Origin of the sequence: Tatumella citrea, assembly GCF_002163585.1 — a bacterium.
Lineage (GTDB): Bacteria > Pseudomonadota > Gammaproteobacteria > Enterobacterales > Enterobacteriaceae > Tatumella > Tatumella citrea.
In genome coordinates this window covers 1,316,229-1,332,156 of sequence record NZ_CP015579.1, presented here as the reverse complement: position 1 = coordinate 1,332,156, position 15,928 = coordinate 1,316,229, and the positions used below count along the sequence as shown (strand labels likewise).

Here is a 15,928-nt window from a genome sequence, read left to right as displayed (position 1 = left end):
TCACCGCAATGTGATTACTGCGTGACTTTTACCCGCAAGAAGCTTTCAGGATCCTTTATCGCTATGGCTCATGCTCATCATCACACCCAAACCAACGTAAACCGTACCAGGCTAAGGGCGGCATTTATTGTCACTGCGGTATTTATGCTGATTGAAGTCTTTGGTGGCTGGATGTCTGGTTCTCTGGCATTGCTGGCTGATGCAGGGCATATGCTGACAGACGCCGGAGCATTATTACTCTCACTGCTTGCTTCTCATTTTGCAGAGCGTAAAGCGTCCTCTCATCAGACTTATGGCATGTTACGGCTGACCACATTATCTGCGTTCGTTAATGCGCTGGCATTACTGGTGATTACTGTGCTGATTGTGTGGGAGGCTGTTGTCCGCTTCTTTGCTCCTGAACCGGTAGCCGGAGGGCTAATGATCGCAATTGCTGTGGCCGGGCTTTTTTCCAACCTGTTGTGCTTTTTCCTGCTTCGTCAGGGCGACGGGGAGCAGAACATGAATGTACGGGGTGCAGCACTCCATGTACTGGGGGATCTGCTCGGGTCTGTCGGTGCTATTATCGCGGCACTGCTGATTATATGGACCGGATGGACGCCCTTTGATCCAATCTTGTCTGTGCTGGTTTCACTGCTGATAGTACGCAGTGCCTGGCAATTATTACGACAAAGCTCGCGGGAACTGTTGGAAAGTGCTCCCGCAGAAGTCGATGTAACGAAACTGGCCAGACAACTGACACTGAATATTGCTGAAGTTCGTCACGTTCACCATGTGCATTTCTGGCAGGTGGGTGAGCAAAATATACTGACCCTGCATGCTCAGGTTATTCCCAATTATCAGCATGACCAGTTACTGCAACGCATCCATCAGTGGCTGCGTAGTAATTACGCGATAGATCATGCCACCGTACAGATTGAGTATCAGCCCTGCCAGCAAATGGAATGTCTGCTGATGAGCAGTTCAGGCACTCACTCCCCGCATTCTCATGCAGGGCATGGGCATGAGCACGAAGCTCATAACGGCGGCCATGTTCATTCACACTGATGCCAACCTGTTTGTGCCGGAGCGAGGACTGAATCAGCCAGTTTAACCTGGATAATCTTCTTCCAGCTGCAGTAACTGCTGTTTAACTCCCAACCCTCCGGCAAATCCTGTCAGACTACCATTAGCCCCTATCACCCGGTGGCAGGGAACAATAATCGATAACGGGTTTCTGCCATTTGCCGCCCCGACAGCCCTGACCGCTTTCGGACGACCAATGCGGGTGGCAATATCGCGGTAACTGCGGGTTTCTCCATAGGGTATCTCCGCCAGCGCCTGCCAGACCTGCAACTGGAAAAGAGTACCTTCCGGCTGCAGCGGCAATTCAAATTGTTGCCTCTGTCCGGCAAAATATTCGGTGAGCTGTTCTGCCGCCTGCATCAATAACGGGTGATCCGGTGACAGCAGGTCTGCACTGGCTCTGATACGTGCCGGGCGTTCATTTTCCCAGGCTACAGCCGCCAGCCCTTGTTCTCCGGCAATTAGTGTCAGTTCCCCTACAGGGGTAAGCAATAATTTATAACGATACATAGTGTGAGTCCCGTTAGCAGAATCAGATAACCTATTATGCCATTGTTCCGCAGCAAAACTGGCGGTTTTCGGACATCAGCATATTTTGTATAGATGTCCGAAAACCGCCAGTAACTGATGCAATCAGATCTATACTTATCTGGTTTCCGGGGAGAAATTTATGACTGATGAGAAGAGCGCTTACCAGGCACTGGTTAGTCGCGACAGCCGCTTTGACGGTCTGTTTTTTACCGCTGTTCGCTCAACCGGCATCTATTGCCGCCCTGTCTGCCCTGCCAGAACACCACTGCGCAAGAACTGTCAGTTTTTTCGTTATGCAGAGCAAGCCGAAAAAGCGGGTTATCGTCCATGCCTGCGTTGTCGCCCGGAACTGGCACCAGGCCATTCACCCATAGATCAGTCCGGTGTTTTATGTCAGCAACTGATCGATGCAGTAGAAGCCGGCTTACTGGAACAGGATTTCCGGATTTCAACAATTGCCAGCCAGTTTTCGCTGAGTGAACGCCAGTTACGCAGAATAATCAGTCAGCAGTTAGGGGTCACCCCGGGCGAGCTTCGACAAAGCCGGCGTCTGAGACTGGCGCGCCAGTTGCTTAGTGAGACCCGATTGCCAATTACCAGCATTGCTTTTGCCAGCGGTTTTGGCAGCATTCGTCAGTTCAACTCGGTATTTCTACAACAGTATCAGCTGCCTCCGGGCGCATTCAGAAAAAATGCACCTCAGCAGCCATCATCTGACTCGTCTGAAACATCCCGGGTCCGACTGTTTTATCGGCCACCGTTCGACTGGCCCGCTCTGTTGAGGTTCCTTGAAAAACGACGAATCAAGGAAGTTGAGTGGGTGGATAACGATCATTATCTGAGAACTGTTGCTATAGGGGAACATCAGGGATGGATTCGTGTTGGTCAGCATCCTCAACAACCCTGCCTTGAGGTGGAGTTCAGTCATTCTCTGGCACCGGCACTCCCGGTGCTGCTACAACGTTTACGGCAGCTGTTTGATCTCAACTGCCAGCCGGATCTTATTGCCGCACAACTGGCGACTGATCCCCTAATGGCACCATTGGTGGCGGCTTATCCCGGAGAAAGGGTCCCTGGTTGTTTTGATCGTTTTGAACTGGCTTTGAGAGCGATTCTTGGTCAGCAGGTCACCGTGGCTGCAGCAACTACACTAAGCAGCAGGCTGGCGCGCAGATTTGGCCAGCCGCTCGTCACCCCGTTTCCGGAACTTAGTCGACTGTCTCCACAGCCAGAGAATTTTATTGATGCTGTCGCAGATGATATTGGTTCGCTGGGTATTGTCGGTAGCCGGATTAAAGCTATTCTGGCCCTGGCTGAAGCCTGCAGGGAAGGATTATTCAGTGAGAAATATGCAATCGATCATCAGCAATTGTTGAACTCACTGACCGGACTGCCGGGAATCGGCCCCTGGACAGCACACTATATAGTAATGCGTGCGTTTTCGTGGACGGATGCCTTTCCAAAAGAAGATATTGCAATCCGCAAAGCCCTGGGGGGAATCACTGCCCGACAGGCCGAAGAATTGTCACAGGCATGGCGCCCGTGGCGTAGCTATGCAGTTATGTTGCTATGGCGTTCGCTGGGTACACAATAGCTCTCAAAAATCGTCCAGTCAGGCGGTAAATAATGCCAGTTCGCGGCCCCTGTCATGGCATTGAGGCACATATTTTTTCGATAACATTGCTACCCGCCAGTATAAATTGCTGCTACGGACATTTACCCGTCCGTAGCAACAAAATCATCTCAGGCAACATTTTCCCCACTAAATACCGGGTAAAATTATTTGAAATCTACCTGCATCAGCTCAGCGATCGTTGAGTTCTGCGTGGATATAACACATCTCTCCAGATAATCAGTAAATCTGGAAGGTTTCTGCATTCCAAGATTCAGCAGTTTGGTATTATCAAAAACGACATTGAGTTCTGAAAAGTGCCCATACAGCTTCATAGCCCGCAAAACTATCCGCTCGTTGCACGGTCCGAACACCGCTTTAAAGCTTTTACGGCTGGCGGATAACTGTTTATAAGACACTCTCTGGTAATCCACTCCCAGCGCTTTTTTCCCCGATGCCTTCGCCATCGCCTGATCAATTTCAGCAAAAGTCACACTGCTGTGCGTACCGGCAGAAATATGAATAACTTCATTCACTACATTTTTAGCATCCAGCATCATTACCAGAGCATCGGCACAATAATCTACCGGGATAACATCAATACGATCCTGCAGTCCACAGGTAAATTTCCCCAGCATCAGTACCATCTGGAATACCCAGAAAATACTCGCAGAAGGTAAACAGCCATGATCAGAGTGACCAACCACAATCGAAGGCCTGGCTATAACTAACGGAAAGTTTTCCAGAGTGGTGAGTTTGTTTTCAATCGCCGCTTTGCTCCAGGTGTACTCAACAACGTGTTGCTCGCGGGTGGAATTCAGGCTGTTTTCAGTGACCAGACTGTTAGGTTGCGGGGCGCATGACATCGCAGTGCCAACATGGATAAACTTTTCCAGTGTTTTGACCCGGCTCATCCGTTCTGCAAACAAAAATGTACCGTCAACATTAACTTTCCAGATGTATGGATTATTACCAAACGAGGCCACTGCAGCACAATTAATAACGTGTGTGACTTCATCCAGTCTGGAGTCTTCAGTAAAATCCTGTGGGCTCGCAAGGTCACCTGGAATGATATCTGCGGGAGTGATACGTTTTAATTGCGATTCAGTTAGCCCAAAGTTCTTCAGATTAGCCTGCACCCGCTGGCAGCCCTCTTCGGCTGAACCCGCTCTGACCAGTAGCAATAAACTGTCCTGATGATTTTTTACCAGGCTGGCAACAACTGCCCCGCCAAGAAAACCGGTAGAACCTGTAATTAATATTTTTTTCATAACCATATCATTGTTAAATAAACCATACAGGGCCGAATACGGAAAGTATTCTTCCCACCGCCCGAAGTTTTGTCTGCATTCACAGCATTTTTGTTTAACCTAAATCTGGCAGAGAAATCACCCCTCCCCTGACTTATTCAGGCGACATTCACTCTCATGACGGCAGTGCATTCGCCCAATGGCAGACTGTAATAAAAGAACATTAAATTTTCCCTGGAATCACTCCTGATAATCTTATTCAATCCTTAAAACCCTGGCAGATGTGTTTTTAATTGTTTCACAGTTATAATTTCCGTGACTAACGAATGAGTATCGTTAATGCAAAACGCCCGTCATCGATAAAATTCCCTTTAAACATTAATAATCAATGCGTTAACTTAATACAATCAGTCTCAACTTTTTACAAAGGAAGAAACCATCTGCTTTGCAAGAATAGTATTGTTCCCGGTATTTCACACGAGAAAAACGGAATGGTTTAATTTCGGTTTAATATCAGGGCAACTGACATAGCGCAGCCTGTCTGGCAGAGGTAAAAAAATAACTCAGTAATATCGATAATTTATTAACTTCATAATGTTATCTTAATAATTAATAAGTTCATCATTCCGGAAAATAAAATCATTTTGTTTTGGATTTATTTATAATTGAGGTCACTTCTGAACTTTCAAAACTTTTAGCTTAGTCCTGCCCCCTCATATAAACTTAGCAGGCTATTTATATAAGCTAATGCATGCTTCTGCTGATTAATTTTTATCTTATATAAAAACATTTCAATTGGATACTTATCTGATATTGGCCGCGAAGGGGTAATGAGAGGCAAGAGAGGCTTCTGAGTTTCATCTACTCTGCAGAATAAGGCACCCGTCTGACAGGCCCTGTCACGTACTCTGTGTCACAGAGACTCTCAATCACTGTAACTCAGACCAGCAAGATTATTATTGCTCTGAGGGCGTCTGAGTGGCTCACAGACATCAGTTCCTCATATTATCAGCCGTGATCCTTGCTTCAGCATATCCACAGCCATACCGCCTGAGTGTTCAGACTGGCGTTTAAACAAAAATCCGTTCTCAACCAGTAGAGTGCTATTTCGAAACAGCTGGATCGTGCAGGATGACTCACTAACGCTCGCCCTGTGGGCCGTTGTTACCAACGTTGTCCCACTGCGTGAGACCCGAACCTGCAGCAGGTTCTCATACTGCACGTTTATTTTACGGATCTCACAAACTAAAAAAGCACCCTGAAGGGTGCTTTTTCTGAATTGGTGGGTCGTGCAGGATTCGAACCTGCGACCAATTGATTAAAAGTCAACTGCTCTACCGACTGAGCTAACGACCCTTCGCGGGATATTCTGTGCTGTGGCATTCTTTATGAATGGTGGGTCGTGCAGGATGACTCGCTGACGCTCGCCCTGCGGGCCGTTGCTAACAACGTTGTCTCACTTCGTTCGACCCGAACCTGCAGCAGGTTCTCATGCTGCACGTTACTGTCACTGCTTACTTCTGAAACTGGTGGGTCGTGCAGGATTCGAACCTGCGACCAATTGATTAAAAGTCAACTGCTCTACCGACTGAGCTAACGACCCCTCGCGGGATATTCTGTGTTGTGCCACTCTTTAAGAATGGTGGGTCGTGCAGGATTCGAACCTGCGACCAATTGATTAAAAGTCAACTGCTCTACCGACTGAGCTAACGACCCGTCACAAAACACAAAACAAACATAAAAGAGAATAAATATCACCATCTCAGAAGATGGTGGGTCGTGCAGGATTCGAACCTGCGACCAATTGATTAAAAGTCAACTGCTCTACCGACTGAGCTAACGACCCTCTTTTATCATTACCGGATGCTATTTGTTTATCACCCGGCAACGGCGGCATATATTACTGATTTAACTGGGTAGCGCAACCCTTATTTAAAAAAAACTGACTGGTTGCTTACCTTTCACCCGGCAAGACCAGAAATCCAACAATTACTGGTCAGAATGCCGCTCGTTATCCTGCAGTCAGCCTTTTTTGTGCTGCTTTAGCAGCTGCAGTACCAGGATAGAGTTTGATCACTTGCTGGAACACGGCTTTGGATTTTGCGGTGTCTTTTTTATCCTGCATAACTACCCCCACCTTGTACAACGCTTCCGGTGCCTTAGGTGATTTAGGAAAGTTTTTAACCACGGTCGCAAAATAATATGCGGAATCATCCAGCCGGCCTTTATTGTAATAAAGCTGGCCCAGCCAGTAATTAGCATTTGGCTGATAAGTGGAGTCCGGATATTTTTTCACCCATGCCTGAAGAGCAGAGATCGCTTCATCAAACTTTTTCTGTTTGAGAATCAAATCCACAGCCGCATTGTAATCACTGTTAGCATCGCCTGACTGGGTTGCCTGACTGTTTCCAGCTGCAGGGGCTGTTGCAGTCTGATCAGTCGCAGAAGCGCCGTTATCGCCGCCTGCTACAGGTGCTGCTGCCGCAGATCCTTGAGCGGAAGCATTACTGCTTAATGAGTCAATCTGCTGATAGAGTTGCTTCTGCTGTTCTGCAAGCTGGTTTAACTGATAGGTATTTTGCTGAATTTCACCGCGTAACGAATCAATGTCATTTTGAGTGTCACTGAGTTGCTGTTGCAGTTGTTGCAGTAATTGAGCTTGCGCATTTGAAATGCGTTCAAGGGTGGTGACCCGGTCATCTACCGAGCCAGAGCCAACGCTACTGATTGACGCCTGAGCATGAGCGGCCGGAACGGCCGCTACAGCAATCAGTAACGACAGACTCAGAGTATGAAGTCTGAAGTTACTAATCATATAAATCTCTTAGTAAACCAGTACGGCACGACGGTTTTTAGCCCATGCGGCTTCGTCATGACCCAGTACTGCTGGTTTTTCTTTACCGTAAGAAACGATAGACATTTGGTCTTCGGCTACGCCTTTGCCCTGCAGATACATTTTAACTGCATTTGCACGACGCTCACCCAGTGCGATGTTGTACTCAGGAGTACCACGCTCATCCGCATGACCTTCGATGGTCACTTTGTATGAAGGGTTGCTACGCAGGAAGTTAGCATGCTGATCCAGCATCTGAGCGAACTCAGGCAGGATGTCATACTTGTCCAGACCAAAGTAAACAATATTGTTCTGTTGCAGCTGCTGCATTTGCAGACGAGCTTGTGCATCAGTAGACATATTGCCGCCATTAGCGCCATTACCGTATGCGCTGTCAGCACCACCGGTAGTTGCACCGCTATCATTATCATTTTTATGAGAGCTACACGCAGCGACAGCCATTACAGGCAGAGCCAGCATTAACCCTTTCAGCAGTTTATTCAGTTGCATTTCAAAATCCTATTATAGTTTGCCATACATATTTACACATGCATCACATATACGGAGACCAGGCAGGCGATGATACCTGTCCATCAGTCGCCGGAAGACGCGCTTTGAAACGCCCATCGATTGAAACCAACTGCAATATGGAACCATAACCCTGAGTAGAGCTATAAATAACCATTGTGCCGTTAGGTGCAAGACTTGGCGTCTCGTCCAGATACGTGTCCGTTAAAGTTTGAACGGCTCCCGTTTCCAGATCCAGTTTAGTGACATGTTGAGCACCGTTAACAGTGCTAATCATCACCAGAAATTTACCATCAGGAGAAACATCGGAATCCTGGTTCTGGTTACCCTGCCAGGAAATACGTTGTGGTGTTCCACCATTAATACCAATCTTATATATCTGCGGACGACCCGCCTGATCCGAAGTATACGCCAGTGTCTGACTGTCCGGGAACCAGGTAGGTTCAGTGCTGTTATAACGGGCATTAGTAACCTGATGAATCTGTCCTGAAGCCAGGTCCATTACATACAGGTTCAGGCTACCAGTTTTAGATAATGCAAATGCCAGTTTTGTCCCGTCAGGTGAAAATGCCGGGGCACCGTTATGTCGTGGGAAATCTGCAATTGTCCGGACTGAGCTGTTAGCCAATGTCTGAACCACCAGTGCAGAACGACCACTTTCAAAAGTTACATAGGCCAGTTTGCTGCCATCCGGTGACCATGCCGGGGACATTAATGGTTCTGAAGAACGATGCACTACAAACTGGTTATAGCCGTCGTAATCCGCAACCCGAAGTTCCCATGGATACTGGCCGCCGTTAGTCTGCACAATGTAAGCAATACGGGTACGGAATGCTCCTTTAATACCAGTCAGCTTCTGAAAAACTTCATCACTTGCGGTATGAGCTGCATAACGTAACCACTGTTTGGTCACTTTGTAAGAGTTCTGAGCTAACACAGTTCCCGGCGCACCTGCGGTGTCCACTAACTGATAAGAAACCTGGTAGCTACCATCCGGGTTGCCCTGAACCTGTCCAACTACAACGGCATCAATACCCAAAGCAGACCATGCTGCCGGCTGAACTGCCTGAGCAGTGGTAGGCTGTTGTGGCAGACGAGAGCGATCCAGCGGATTAAATTTACCACTGTTTCTCAGGTCAGCGGCAACAATTCCGCCAATGTCTTCAGGTGCTGCGCCGCTTCCTACCCACTGAAACGGAACCACACCAATCGGGCGTGCGGTGTTAACCCCCTGAGTGATTTCGATACGGACTTCGGCCTGCGAAACCACTGTCCACAGCAGTAAGAAAACACTCAAGGTTATACGAAATGCATGCTTCATCTTCTCTCCCTTATCTGAACATTGTGTTCATGATAATTCGTATAAATTCCGATAATTATCTGACAAAAGTACGACTACCCTTCACAGCATAGTCGATACTTTCCCCGGCTTCACTATTGGGGTTTAAACACCAGTGTTGAATCTTTTACCTGCTCCCAGACTTCAGGGCTTGGTTTAGGGAACTGCGCAGTTTTCGCCGCAGTAATCGCCGCCTGGCATAATGCGCTATCTCCACCTGCTGCGACTGCTGAAACAAGGGTTCCATTCTGCATCAGTTTTATATGTACATCACAGGTTTTGCCTGCGTAGCTATCAGGGTCGTAGAACCTGCTCTGAATTGCTGCCTGTACCTGACTCATATAGCTGGAAATTGCAGCACCGGAAGCCCCGGATTTTTTCTGGGTTCCCTGACCGGCTGCAGAAGCTCCCCCTTGTTTACTACTCTTAGGCGCATTTTTACCCGAGGACAGCCCTCCCAGTAAGTCATCGACTTCGCTGGTTTGCTTAGCCGCGGCCGCAGCTTTCGCTTTTGCTGCAGCTTTAGCATCTGCGGCGGCTTTAGCTTTAGCCTCGGCAGCTGCCTTAGCTTTAGCTTCGGCGGCAGCCTTTTCTTTAGCTTCAGCAGCAGCTTTTTCCTTAGCTTCGGCAGCAGCTTTCTGTTTAGCTTCAGCAGCGGCTTCCGCTTTAGCTTGCTGTTCGGCTTTTTCTTTCGCCTCTGCAGCGGCCTGAGCTTTAGCCTGCTGTTCTGCTTTCTCTTTAGCTTCGGCAGCAGCTTTTGCATCGGCAGTCGCTTTGGCTTTAGCAGCTGCCGCAGCATCTGCTTTGGCCTGCTCTGCAGCTTTAGCTTTCGCTTCAGCTGCGGCGGCTTTCGCTTGTTCTGCAGCTTTTGCTTTAGCTGCAGCAGCAGCGGCTTTAGCTTGTTCTGCAGCTTCGGCTTTTGCCTGTGCTGCGGCGGCCTTCGCCTGCTGGTCAGCCTGAGCCCTGGCTTCTGCTGCAGCGGCTTTCGCCTGCTGCTCGGCCTGAGCTTTGGCTTCGGCAGCAGCCGCTTTCGCCTGCTGGTCAGCCTGGGCTTTCGCTTCGGCGGCAGCTGCTTTAGCTTCTGCCGCTTTGGCTTCTGCTGCTTTTTCCTGCTGCGCAGCCTCTGCTTTCGCCGCAGCCGCCTGTTCAGCGGCCTGCTTTGCAGCCTCTTTAGCTTCTTTTTCTGCCTGCTGCTTAGCTTCTTTCGCCTGTTCAGCAGCCTGTTTATCAGCCTGTTCCTGCGCTTGTTTTGCCGCAGCCTGTTGCTGTTGTTTTACGTCTGGTTGTTGCGCCGGTTGAGCATTTTCACGGTTGTATTGGTCAACGACGGCTCCTGGATCAACCATGACCGCATCGATGTCACTTCCTCCCCCGCCACCGCTGGGTTGGATATTCTCGTCAAACGAACTAAAAATCAGTATCACGATCACCAGAACATGCAAGGCAACAGATATGATTATTGCGCGTTTTAACTTATCGTTTTGCTCGGTTGCCTTCGACACTCTCGGTTCCCAAAAACGGATGATAATTAAATCGGTTGAGTCATCAGGCCTACTGACTTAACTCCTGCCTGATGCAGTAAATTCAGAGCCTTAATGATTTCGTTGTAAGGCACATCTTTTGCTCCCCCGATCAAAAAGATACTTTTCGGGTTAGTTTCGAGAAGATGCTGGGCCTCACTGATAATCTGCTCCGGCGGGAGTTGTTCCAGCCGTTGATGATCTTCAACGATGGTATATTGCCCGACACCAGAAACTTCCAGAATTACCGGCGGATTATCGTCTGTCGATACTGTCTTAGAGTCAGTAGCATCAGGCAGATCAACATTGACACTCTGGGTAATGATTGGTGCTGTTGCCATAAAGATCAGTAACAACACCAGCAATACGTCCAGTAGCGGAACAATATTTATCTCTGACTTCAGGTCACGACGAGCGCGACCACGCGTTCTGGCCATGAGTCAACCTCTGCTTACTTAGTGCTTTCGCTGGTAAATGCCTGGCGATGCAGGATTGCGGTAAACTCTTCGGTAAAGTTGTCGTAGCCCTGTTCCAGCTTATTAACTCTCTGGTTCAGACGGTTATAAGCCATTACCGCCGGGATGGCTGCGAACAGACCAATAGCCGTGGCTATAAGTGCTTCCGCGATTCCCGGTGCTACCATTTGCAGAGTGGCCTGTTTCACAGCACCCAAAGCAATAAAGGCGTGCATAATCCCCCACACTGTACCAAACAGACCAATATACGGACTGATGGAACCGACAGTACCAAGGAACGGAATATGGTTTTCCAGGCTTTCCAGTTCGCGATTCATCGAGATTCGCATCGCGCGACTGGCACCTTCAACCACTGCCTCAGGAGCATGACCATTGGCACGATGCAGACGGGCAAACTCCTTAAAGCCGGCATAAAAAATTTGTTCGGAACCATTCAGTTCTTCCCGACGCCCCTGGCTTTCCTGGTATAAACGGGAGAGATCTACACCCGACCAGAATTTGTCTTCAAACGCTTCGGCTTCACGGCCCGCGGCATTAAGGATGCGAGTTCGTTGAATAATGATGGCCCATGAAACAATAGAAAAACCAATCAAAATCAACATAATGAATTTGACCAGAAGGCTTGCCTTCAGGAACAAATCAAGGATGTTCATGTCAGTCACTGCTTGAACTCCGCGACAATGGACTTAGGAAGCGCAATAGGCTTCATACGGTGTGTGTTGATACAGGCAATAAGAACTTCAGCTTCATTAATCAGCTTGCCTTCTGAATTTAGCATCCGCTGACGGAAAGTCATGGTTGCCCGCCCTAAATCGCTGACTTCACTCTCAATTTGCAGTAAGTCATCAAGTCGGGCCGCAGCAATATAATCCACCGTCATGCGCCGTACCACAAATGCCACCTGTTGTTCTAACAGCTCTTGCTGTGTAAAACCGCACTGGCGCAACATTTCTGTCCGGGCTCGTTCATAAAAAGCAATATAACTGGCGTGGTAAACCACCCCACCCGCATCAGTATCTTCGTAGTAGACCCTGACCGGCCAATGAAACAGTACGTTACTCACCCTACATCCTGGCATTAATTTAAACCAGCATACTATACGCAAGTGAAATGGGGTTTGGAATGGGACAATCCTGACCAGAGAAAATAATTATTTCGGCTGACACACTACAGCAACGACAGTTGCATGAATCTGACAAAACCTTAAGATTTTTTACTTAGTGGTTTAGTAAACAGATGGAAACCATGGAGAGTTGTGCGGAGACAAACAAAAACCCCGCACTAAATCATGCGGGGTGAAATATCTTATTACTCTTATAACTGAGCCGGCAGGACCGCCCGGGGGTCAGAAAACAAAATAACGCAGCACTGCAGCCAGCAGGATAAGCCAGGCGATCAGCGGATTAAACACCACTTTCCACAGTGTGGTGTGAATCACAAAACCTGAACCATGAATCACCCCACTGCATACTGCCCAAATTAGTACTAAGCCCCACAGCGTATTGTGGACTCCGGGGGCCAGGGAAATTCGTGAAGGATCCCAGAGAACACACCCGGCAATCAGCAAAGCTGCGCAGAGTGAAAGGCCCCGCAAAAGGGCCTTATCTGTCAGGTTATATAACCTGCCTGCCATTTCCTGCATCAGGATTGCTCGTCTTCATGGCCTTTGCTGACATTTTCAAGTGCCAGCGCAGTCATGACGCCAAAAGAACAAGCCAGAAGCGTGCCAAGTATCCAGGCAAAATACCACATCGTTGACCTCTCTTTTAATACAGTGAATGGCTGTTACGTTCGATATCATCTTTAGTGATACGGCCGTACATTTTGTAATAACACCATGCGGTGTAAGCCAGTATCAGCGGGACAAAGATAATCGCCGCAAATGTCATGGTGGTCAGGGTCCGCAAACTGGACGTTGCATCCCACATGGTCAGGCTCATTCCCGGATTAGTGTCTGAAGGCATAATGAACGGGAACATCGCTACACCGGCTGTCATAATGACGCAGGCAATCGTCAGAGATGAGAAAACGAAAGCCCATGCACCTTTATTCACCCGTGAGCACAGCACTGTCAGTAAGGGTAATACCACTCCCAACACCGGGAAGACCCACAATACTGGTGATGCTTTGAAATTAGCCATCCATGCGCCGGTTTCTCTGACCACATCTTTACCTACAGGGTTAGACGCCGCATGATGGTCAATAACACTTTTGACCACATAGCCATCGATACCATAGGCTACCCAGATGCCGGCAAGCACAAAACTGACCAGCATAATCAGTGTAGTAATCTGCGTCATACTACGACTACGCAGGTAGACTTCACCGGTGGTACGCATCTGTAAATATGCAGCCCCCTGGGTCAGAATCATCATCAGGCTCACGATCCCGGCCAGCAGCGCAAACGGATTAAGCAACATAAAGAAATTGCCGGTATAGAACAGCCGCAGGTATTCATCCATATGGAAGGGTACGCCCTGCAACAGGTTGCCAAACGCGACACCAATCACCAGCGGCGGAACAAAGCTACCAATAAAGATTCCCCAGTCCCACATCCCTCTCCAGCGGCTATCCGCCAGTTTTGAACGGTAATCGAAACCAATCGGCCGAAAGAACAGTGATGCCAGTACCAGAATCATCGCAACGTAAAATCCGGAGAATGCCGCTGCATAAACTGTTGGCCAGGCAGCAAATAATGCGCCGCCCGCCGTAATCAGCCAAACCTGGTTACCGTCCCAGTGCGGGGCAATACTGTTGATCATTATCCGGCGTTCAGTATCTGTTCGCCCGATAATGCGACTTAGCATCCCCACTCCCATATCAAAACCATCTGTGACGGCAAAACCGATTAACAGCACACCGACCAGCAGCCACCAGACAAAGCGCAATACTTCATAATCAAACATGTGAGCTCTCCTGAGTTATCGTGCCGGCTGTGTAGTTGCTGACAATTTTTCGTGATGATAACGGCCGGTTTTCAGACTGCTTGGACCCAGTCGTGCAAATTTGAACATCAGGTACATTTCCGCCACCAGGAACAGGGTATACAGTCCACAAATCAGCCCCATTGAGAACAATAAGTCTCCTGCGGTTAACGACGAATTTGCTACTGCAGTAGGTAATACTTCACCGATAGCCCACGGCTGACGACCATATTCGGCCACAAACCAGCCAGACTCCACAGCAATCCACGGTAACGGAATACCGTACAATGCAGCTTTAAGTAACCAGCGGCTTTTACCAATACGGTTGCGTAATACACTCCAGAATGAAAATGCAATAACGGCCAGCAACAACACACCACACAGCACCATAATGCGGAAGGCAAAATAAAGTGGGGCGACCTGTGGAATAGAATCTTTGGTCGCCTTAGCAATATCGGCCTCAGTAGCATCGGTTACATTCGGGGTGTAGCGTTTCAGTAATAATCCGTAACCCAGATCTTTTTTGGTCTGATTAAACTCAGCACGCACAGCCGGATCCTGGCTGCCATTCCGCAGTTCATTCAGTAAAGCATAGGCTTTCATACCATTACGGATTCTGACTTCATGTTGTGCCAGCAATTCTTTCAGCCCCGTCACCGGAGTATCGACAGACCGCGTGGCAATCAACCCGAGCAGATAAGGTATCTGGATGGAGTAATTATTCTTCTCTGTCTTCTGGTCAGGAATACCAAACAGGGTGAAAGAGGCCGGTGCGGGCTGAGTTTCCCATTCGGCTTCGATGGCAGCCAGCTTGGTTTTCTGCACATCGCCAATTTCATAACCTGACTCATCACCAAGGATAATTACTGATAACACTGCGGCCATGCCAAAACTTGCTGCGATAGCAAATGAACGTTTGGCAAAAGCAGTATCGCGACCTTTCAACAGATAGTAAGCACTGATCCCAAGGATAAACATCGCACCAGTGGTGTAGCCTGCGGCAACAGTGTGGACAAATTTAACCTGGGCAACCGGGTTCAGCACTAACTCTGAAAAACTCACCATTTCCATACGCATGGTTTCAAAGTTAAATTCTGAAGCGACCGGATTCTGCATCCATCCGTTAGCCACCAGAATCCACAGTGCAGACATATTTGAACCCAACGCCACCAGCCAGGTGACAGACAAATGTTGGACTTTACCCAGACGGTCCCAGCCGAAAAAGAATAAACCCACAAACGTAGATTCGAGGAAGAAAGCCATCAAACCTTCAATGGCCAGCGGCGCACCAAAGATATCTCCGACATAATGGGAATAATAAGACCAGTTAGTCCCGAACTGAAATTCCATAGTCAGTCCGGTAGCAACACCGAGGGCAAAATTTATACCAAACAGCTTGCCCCAGAATTTGGTCATATCTTTATAAATTTGTTTGCCGCTCAATACATATACTGTTTCCATGATAGCCAGTAAGAACGCCATACCGAGCGTCAGTGGCACAAACAGAAAGTGGTACATTGCAGTCAAGGCAAACTGTAGGCGAGACAGTTCGACGATATCAAACATCCTGACTCCTTGCTCTTTTTAATAAATAATTCTCTTCAGATAACATATTGTTGCTTCCGGTCTTCAGAGAATAAGTCGTTACTTTTAGCGGTTAACTGTGAGTCCGTTACTTCGGCAGCTAATTAACCTTTTTTCAGCGTCAGCCTCGGATATCCGCGGGTTGGCAGGTGATACCTGACCTCCTTTGGGGATCCTCAGCAGTTCTTCAGGCGTAAATAATTGATTTTTATCAAACAGTAATTAAGGGAATAATCTAAAGAAAAAAACCAAATTGACGTAAGACA

The 15,928-nt window shown here is 48.2% G+C and carries 15 protein-coding genes, 4 tRNA genes and 2 other RNA genes; 2 read left to right on the top strand and 19 right to left on the bottom strand.

What is annotated here, in order from left to right:
* Positions 1-63 precede the first annotated feature (63 nt).
* On the top strand, positions 64-1,047 hold the full coding sequence (gene zitB, locus A7K98_RS06395) for a CDF family zinc transporter ZitB (RefSeq protein ID WP_087487798.1): 984 nt from the start codon (positions 64-66) through the stop codon (positions 1,045-1,047).
* Between the two features lie 42 nt (positions 1,048-1,089).
* Here the strand turns inward: zitB and A7K98_RS06390 are convergent, their stop codons facing one another.
* Positions 1,090-1,575: a methylated-DNA--[protein]-cysteine S-methyltransferase gene (locus A7K98_RS06390; RefSeq protein WP_087487797.1), complete on the bottom strand. Its 486-nt coding sequence runs from the start codon at positions 1,573-1,575 to the stop codon at positions 1,090-1,092.
* A gap of 160 nt (positions 1,576-1,735) precedes the next feature.
* On the opposite strand from A7K98_RS06390, the gene A7K98_RS06385 reads away from it, so the two are divergent.
* Positions 1,736-3,190, top strand: coding sequence for an AlkA N-terminal domain-containing protein (locus tag A7K98_RS06385; protein WP_087493475.1), 1,455 nt, complete (start codon positions 1,736-1,738; stop codon positions 3,188-3,190).
* Positions 3,191-3,375: 185 nt separating this feature from the next.
* On the opposite strand, the gene A7K98_RS06380 is transcribed toward A7K98_RS06385, so the two are convergent.
* From A7K98_RS06380 to cydA, 18 genes are all read right to left on the bottom strand, one after another.
* On the bottom strand, positions 3,376-4,479 hold the full coding sequence (locus A7K98_RS06380) for an SDR family oxidoreductase (RefSeq protein ID WP_087487795.1): 1,104 nt from the start codon (positions 4,477-4,479) through the stop codon (positions 3,376-3,378).
* Between the two features lie 1,094 nt (positions 4,480-5,573).
* A non-coding RNA gene (locus tag A7K98_RS06375) (RtT sRNA) lies at positions 5,574-5,694 on the bottom strand.
* Between the two features lie 44 nt (positions 5,695-5,738).
* Positions 5,739-5,814: transfer RNA gene (locus A7K98_RS06370), tRNA-Lys, on the bottom strand.
* Between the two features lie 37 nt (positions 5,815-5,851).
* Positions 5,852-5,972, bottom strand: a non-coding RNA gene (locus tag A7K98_RS06365) — RtT sRNA.
* Positions 5,973-5,985: 13 nt separating this feature from the next.
* Positions 5,986-6,061 (bottom strand) — tRNA-Lys (locus A7K98_RS06360).
* 37 nt (positions 6,062-6,098) lie between these two features.
* Positions 6,099-6,174, bottom strand: a tRNA-Lys gene (locus A7K98_RS06355).
* A gap of 54 nt (positions 6,175-6,228) precedes the next feature.
* Positions 6,229-6,304, bottom strand: a tRNA-Lys gene (locus A7K98_RS06350).
* 165 nt (positions 6,305-6,469) lie between these two features.
* Entirely contained in the window at positions 6,470-7,273 is an 804-nt protein-coding gene (gene cpoB, locus A7K98_RS06345) for a cell division protein CpoB (protein ID WP_087487794.1), read from the bottom strand.
* Between the two features lie 9 nt (positions 7,274-7,282).
* Positions 7,283-7,801: a peptidoglycan-associated lipoprotein Pal gene (gene pal, locus A7K98_RS06340; RefSeq protein ID WP_087487793.1), complete on the bottom strand. Its 519-nt coding sequence runs from the start codon at positions 7,799-7,801 to the stop codon at positions 7,283-7,285.
* Positions 7,802-7,844: 43 nt separating this feature from the next.
* Positions 7,845-9,140 carry a Tol-Pal system beta propeller repeat protein TolB gene (gene tolB, locus A7K98_RS06335; protein WP_087487792.1) on the bottom strand — a complete coding sequence of 432 codons (1,296 nt, stop codon included), beginning with the start codon at positions 9,138-9,140 and terminating at the stop codon, positions 7,845-7,847.
* Positions 9,141-9,253: 113 nt separating this feature from the next.
* Complete coding sequence (gene tolA, locus A7K98_RS06330) at positions 9,254-10,660, bottom strand: cell envelope integrity protein TolA (RefSeq protein ID WP_087487791.1); 1,407 nt, start codon at positions 10,658-10,660, stop codon at positions 9,254-9,256.
* A gap of 26 nt (positions 10,661-10,686) precedes the next feature.
* Positions 10,687-11,115: a colicin uptake protein TolR gene (gene tolR, locus A7K98_RS06325; RefSeq protein ID WP_087487790.1), complete on the bottom strand. Its 429-nt coding sequence runs from the start codon at positions 11,113-11,115 to the stop codon at positions 10,687-10,689.
* Between the two features lie 14 nt (positions 11,116-11,129).
* Positions 11,130-11,816 carry a Tol-Pal system protein TolQ gene (gene tolQ, locus A7K98_RS06320; RefSeq protein WP_038019198.1) on the bottom strand — a complete coding sequence of 229 codons (687 nt, stop codon included), beginning with the start codon at positions 11,814-11,816 and terminating at the stop codon, positions 11,130-11,132.
* On the bottom strand, positions 11,813-12,217 hold the full coding sequence (gene ybgC, locus A7K98_RS06315; protein WP_087487789.1) for a tol-pal system-associated acyl-CoA thioesterase: 405 nt from the start codon (positions 12,215-12,217) through the stop codon (positions 11,813-11,815). The genes tolQ and ybgC overlap by 4 nt, the downstream gene beginning before the upstream one ends.
* A gap of 282 nt (positions 12,218-12,499) precedes the next feature.
* On the bottom strand, positions 12,500-12,787 hold the full coding sequence (gene ybgE, locus A7K98_RS06310; protein ID WP_322787365.1) for a cyd operon protein YbgE: 288 nt from the start codon (positions 12,785-12,787) through the stop codon (positions 12,500-12,502).
* Positions 12,788-12,795: 8 nt separating this feature from the next.
* Positions 12,796-12,906 (bottom strand): cytochrome bd-I oxidase subunit CydX, encoded by a 111-nt coding sequence (gene cydX, locus A7K98_RS06305; protein ID WP_087487787.1) that lies wholly within the window; start codon positions 12,904-12,906, stop codon positions 12,796-12,798.
* Positions 12,907-12,920: 14 nt separating this feature from the next.
* Complete coding sequence (cydB, locus tag A7K98_RS06300; protein WP_087487786.1) at positions 12,921-14,060, bottom strand: cytochrome d ubiquinol oxidase subunit II; 1,140 nt, start codon at positions 14,058-14,060, stop codon at positions 12,921-12,923.
* A 15-nt stretch (positions 14,061-14,075) separates the two neighbouring features.
* A complete protein-coding gene (cydA, locus tag A7K98_RS06295; protein ID WP_087487785.1) occupies positions 14,076-15,644 on the bottom strand; it encodes a cytochrome ubiquinol oxidase subunit I in 1,569 nt (522 codons plus the stop codon).
* Between the last annotated feature and the right edge of the window lie 284 nt (positions 15,645-15,928).

Excerpts from the sequence above, each read along its gene's own strand:
- zitB (WP_087487798.1), top strand. The coding sequence starts at position 64 with ATGGCTCATGCTCATCATCACACCCAAACCAACGTAAACCGTACCAGG.
- A7K98_RS06390 (WP_087487797.1), bottom strand. The coding sequence starts at position 1,575 with ATGTATCGTTATAAATTATTGCTTACCCCTGTAGGGGAACTGACACTA.
- A7K98_RS06385 (WP_087493475.1), top strand. The coding sequence starts at position 1,736 with ATGACTGATGAGAAGAGCGCTTACCAGGCACTGGTTAGTCGCGACAGC.
- A7K98_RS06380 (WP_087487795.1), bottom strand. The coding sequence starts at position 4,479 with ATGAAAAAAATATTAATTACAGGTTCTACCGGTTTTCTTGGCGGGGCA.
- cpoB (WP_087487794.1), bottom strand. The coding sequence starts at position 7,273 with ATGATTAGTAACTTCAGACTTCATACTCTGAGTCTGTCGTTACTGATT.
- pal (WP_087487793.1), bottom strand. The coding sequence starts at position 7,801 with ATGCAACTGAATAAACTGCTGAAAGGGTTAATGCTGGCTCTGCCTGTA.
- tolB (WP_087487792.1), bottom strand. The coding sequence starts at position 9,140 with ATGAAGCATGCATTTCGTATAACCTTGAGTGTTTTCTTACTGCTGTGG.
- tolR (WP_087487790.1), bottom strand. The coding sequence starts at position 11,115 with ATGGCCAGAACGCGTGGTCGCGCTCGTCGTGACCTGAAGTCAGAGATA.
- ybgE (WP_322787365.1), bottom strand. The coding sequence starts at position 12,787 with ATGGCAGGCAGGTTATATAACCTGACAGATAAGGCCCTTTTGCGGGGC.
- cydX (WP_087487787.1), bottom strand. The coding sequence starts at position 12,906 with ATGTGGTATTTTGCCTGGATACTTGGCACGCTTCTGGCTTGTTCTTTT.
- cydB (WP_087487786.1), bottom strand. The coding sequence starts at position 14,060 with ATGTTTGATTATGAAGTATTGCGCTTTGTCTGGTGGCTGCTGGTCGGT.
- cydA (WP_087487785.1), bottom strand. The coding sequence starts at position 15,644 with ATGTTTGATATCGTCGAACTGTCTCGCCTACAGTTTGCCTTGACTGCA.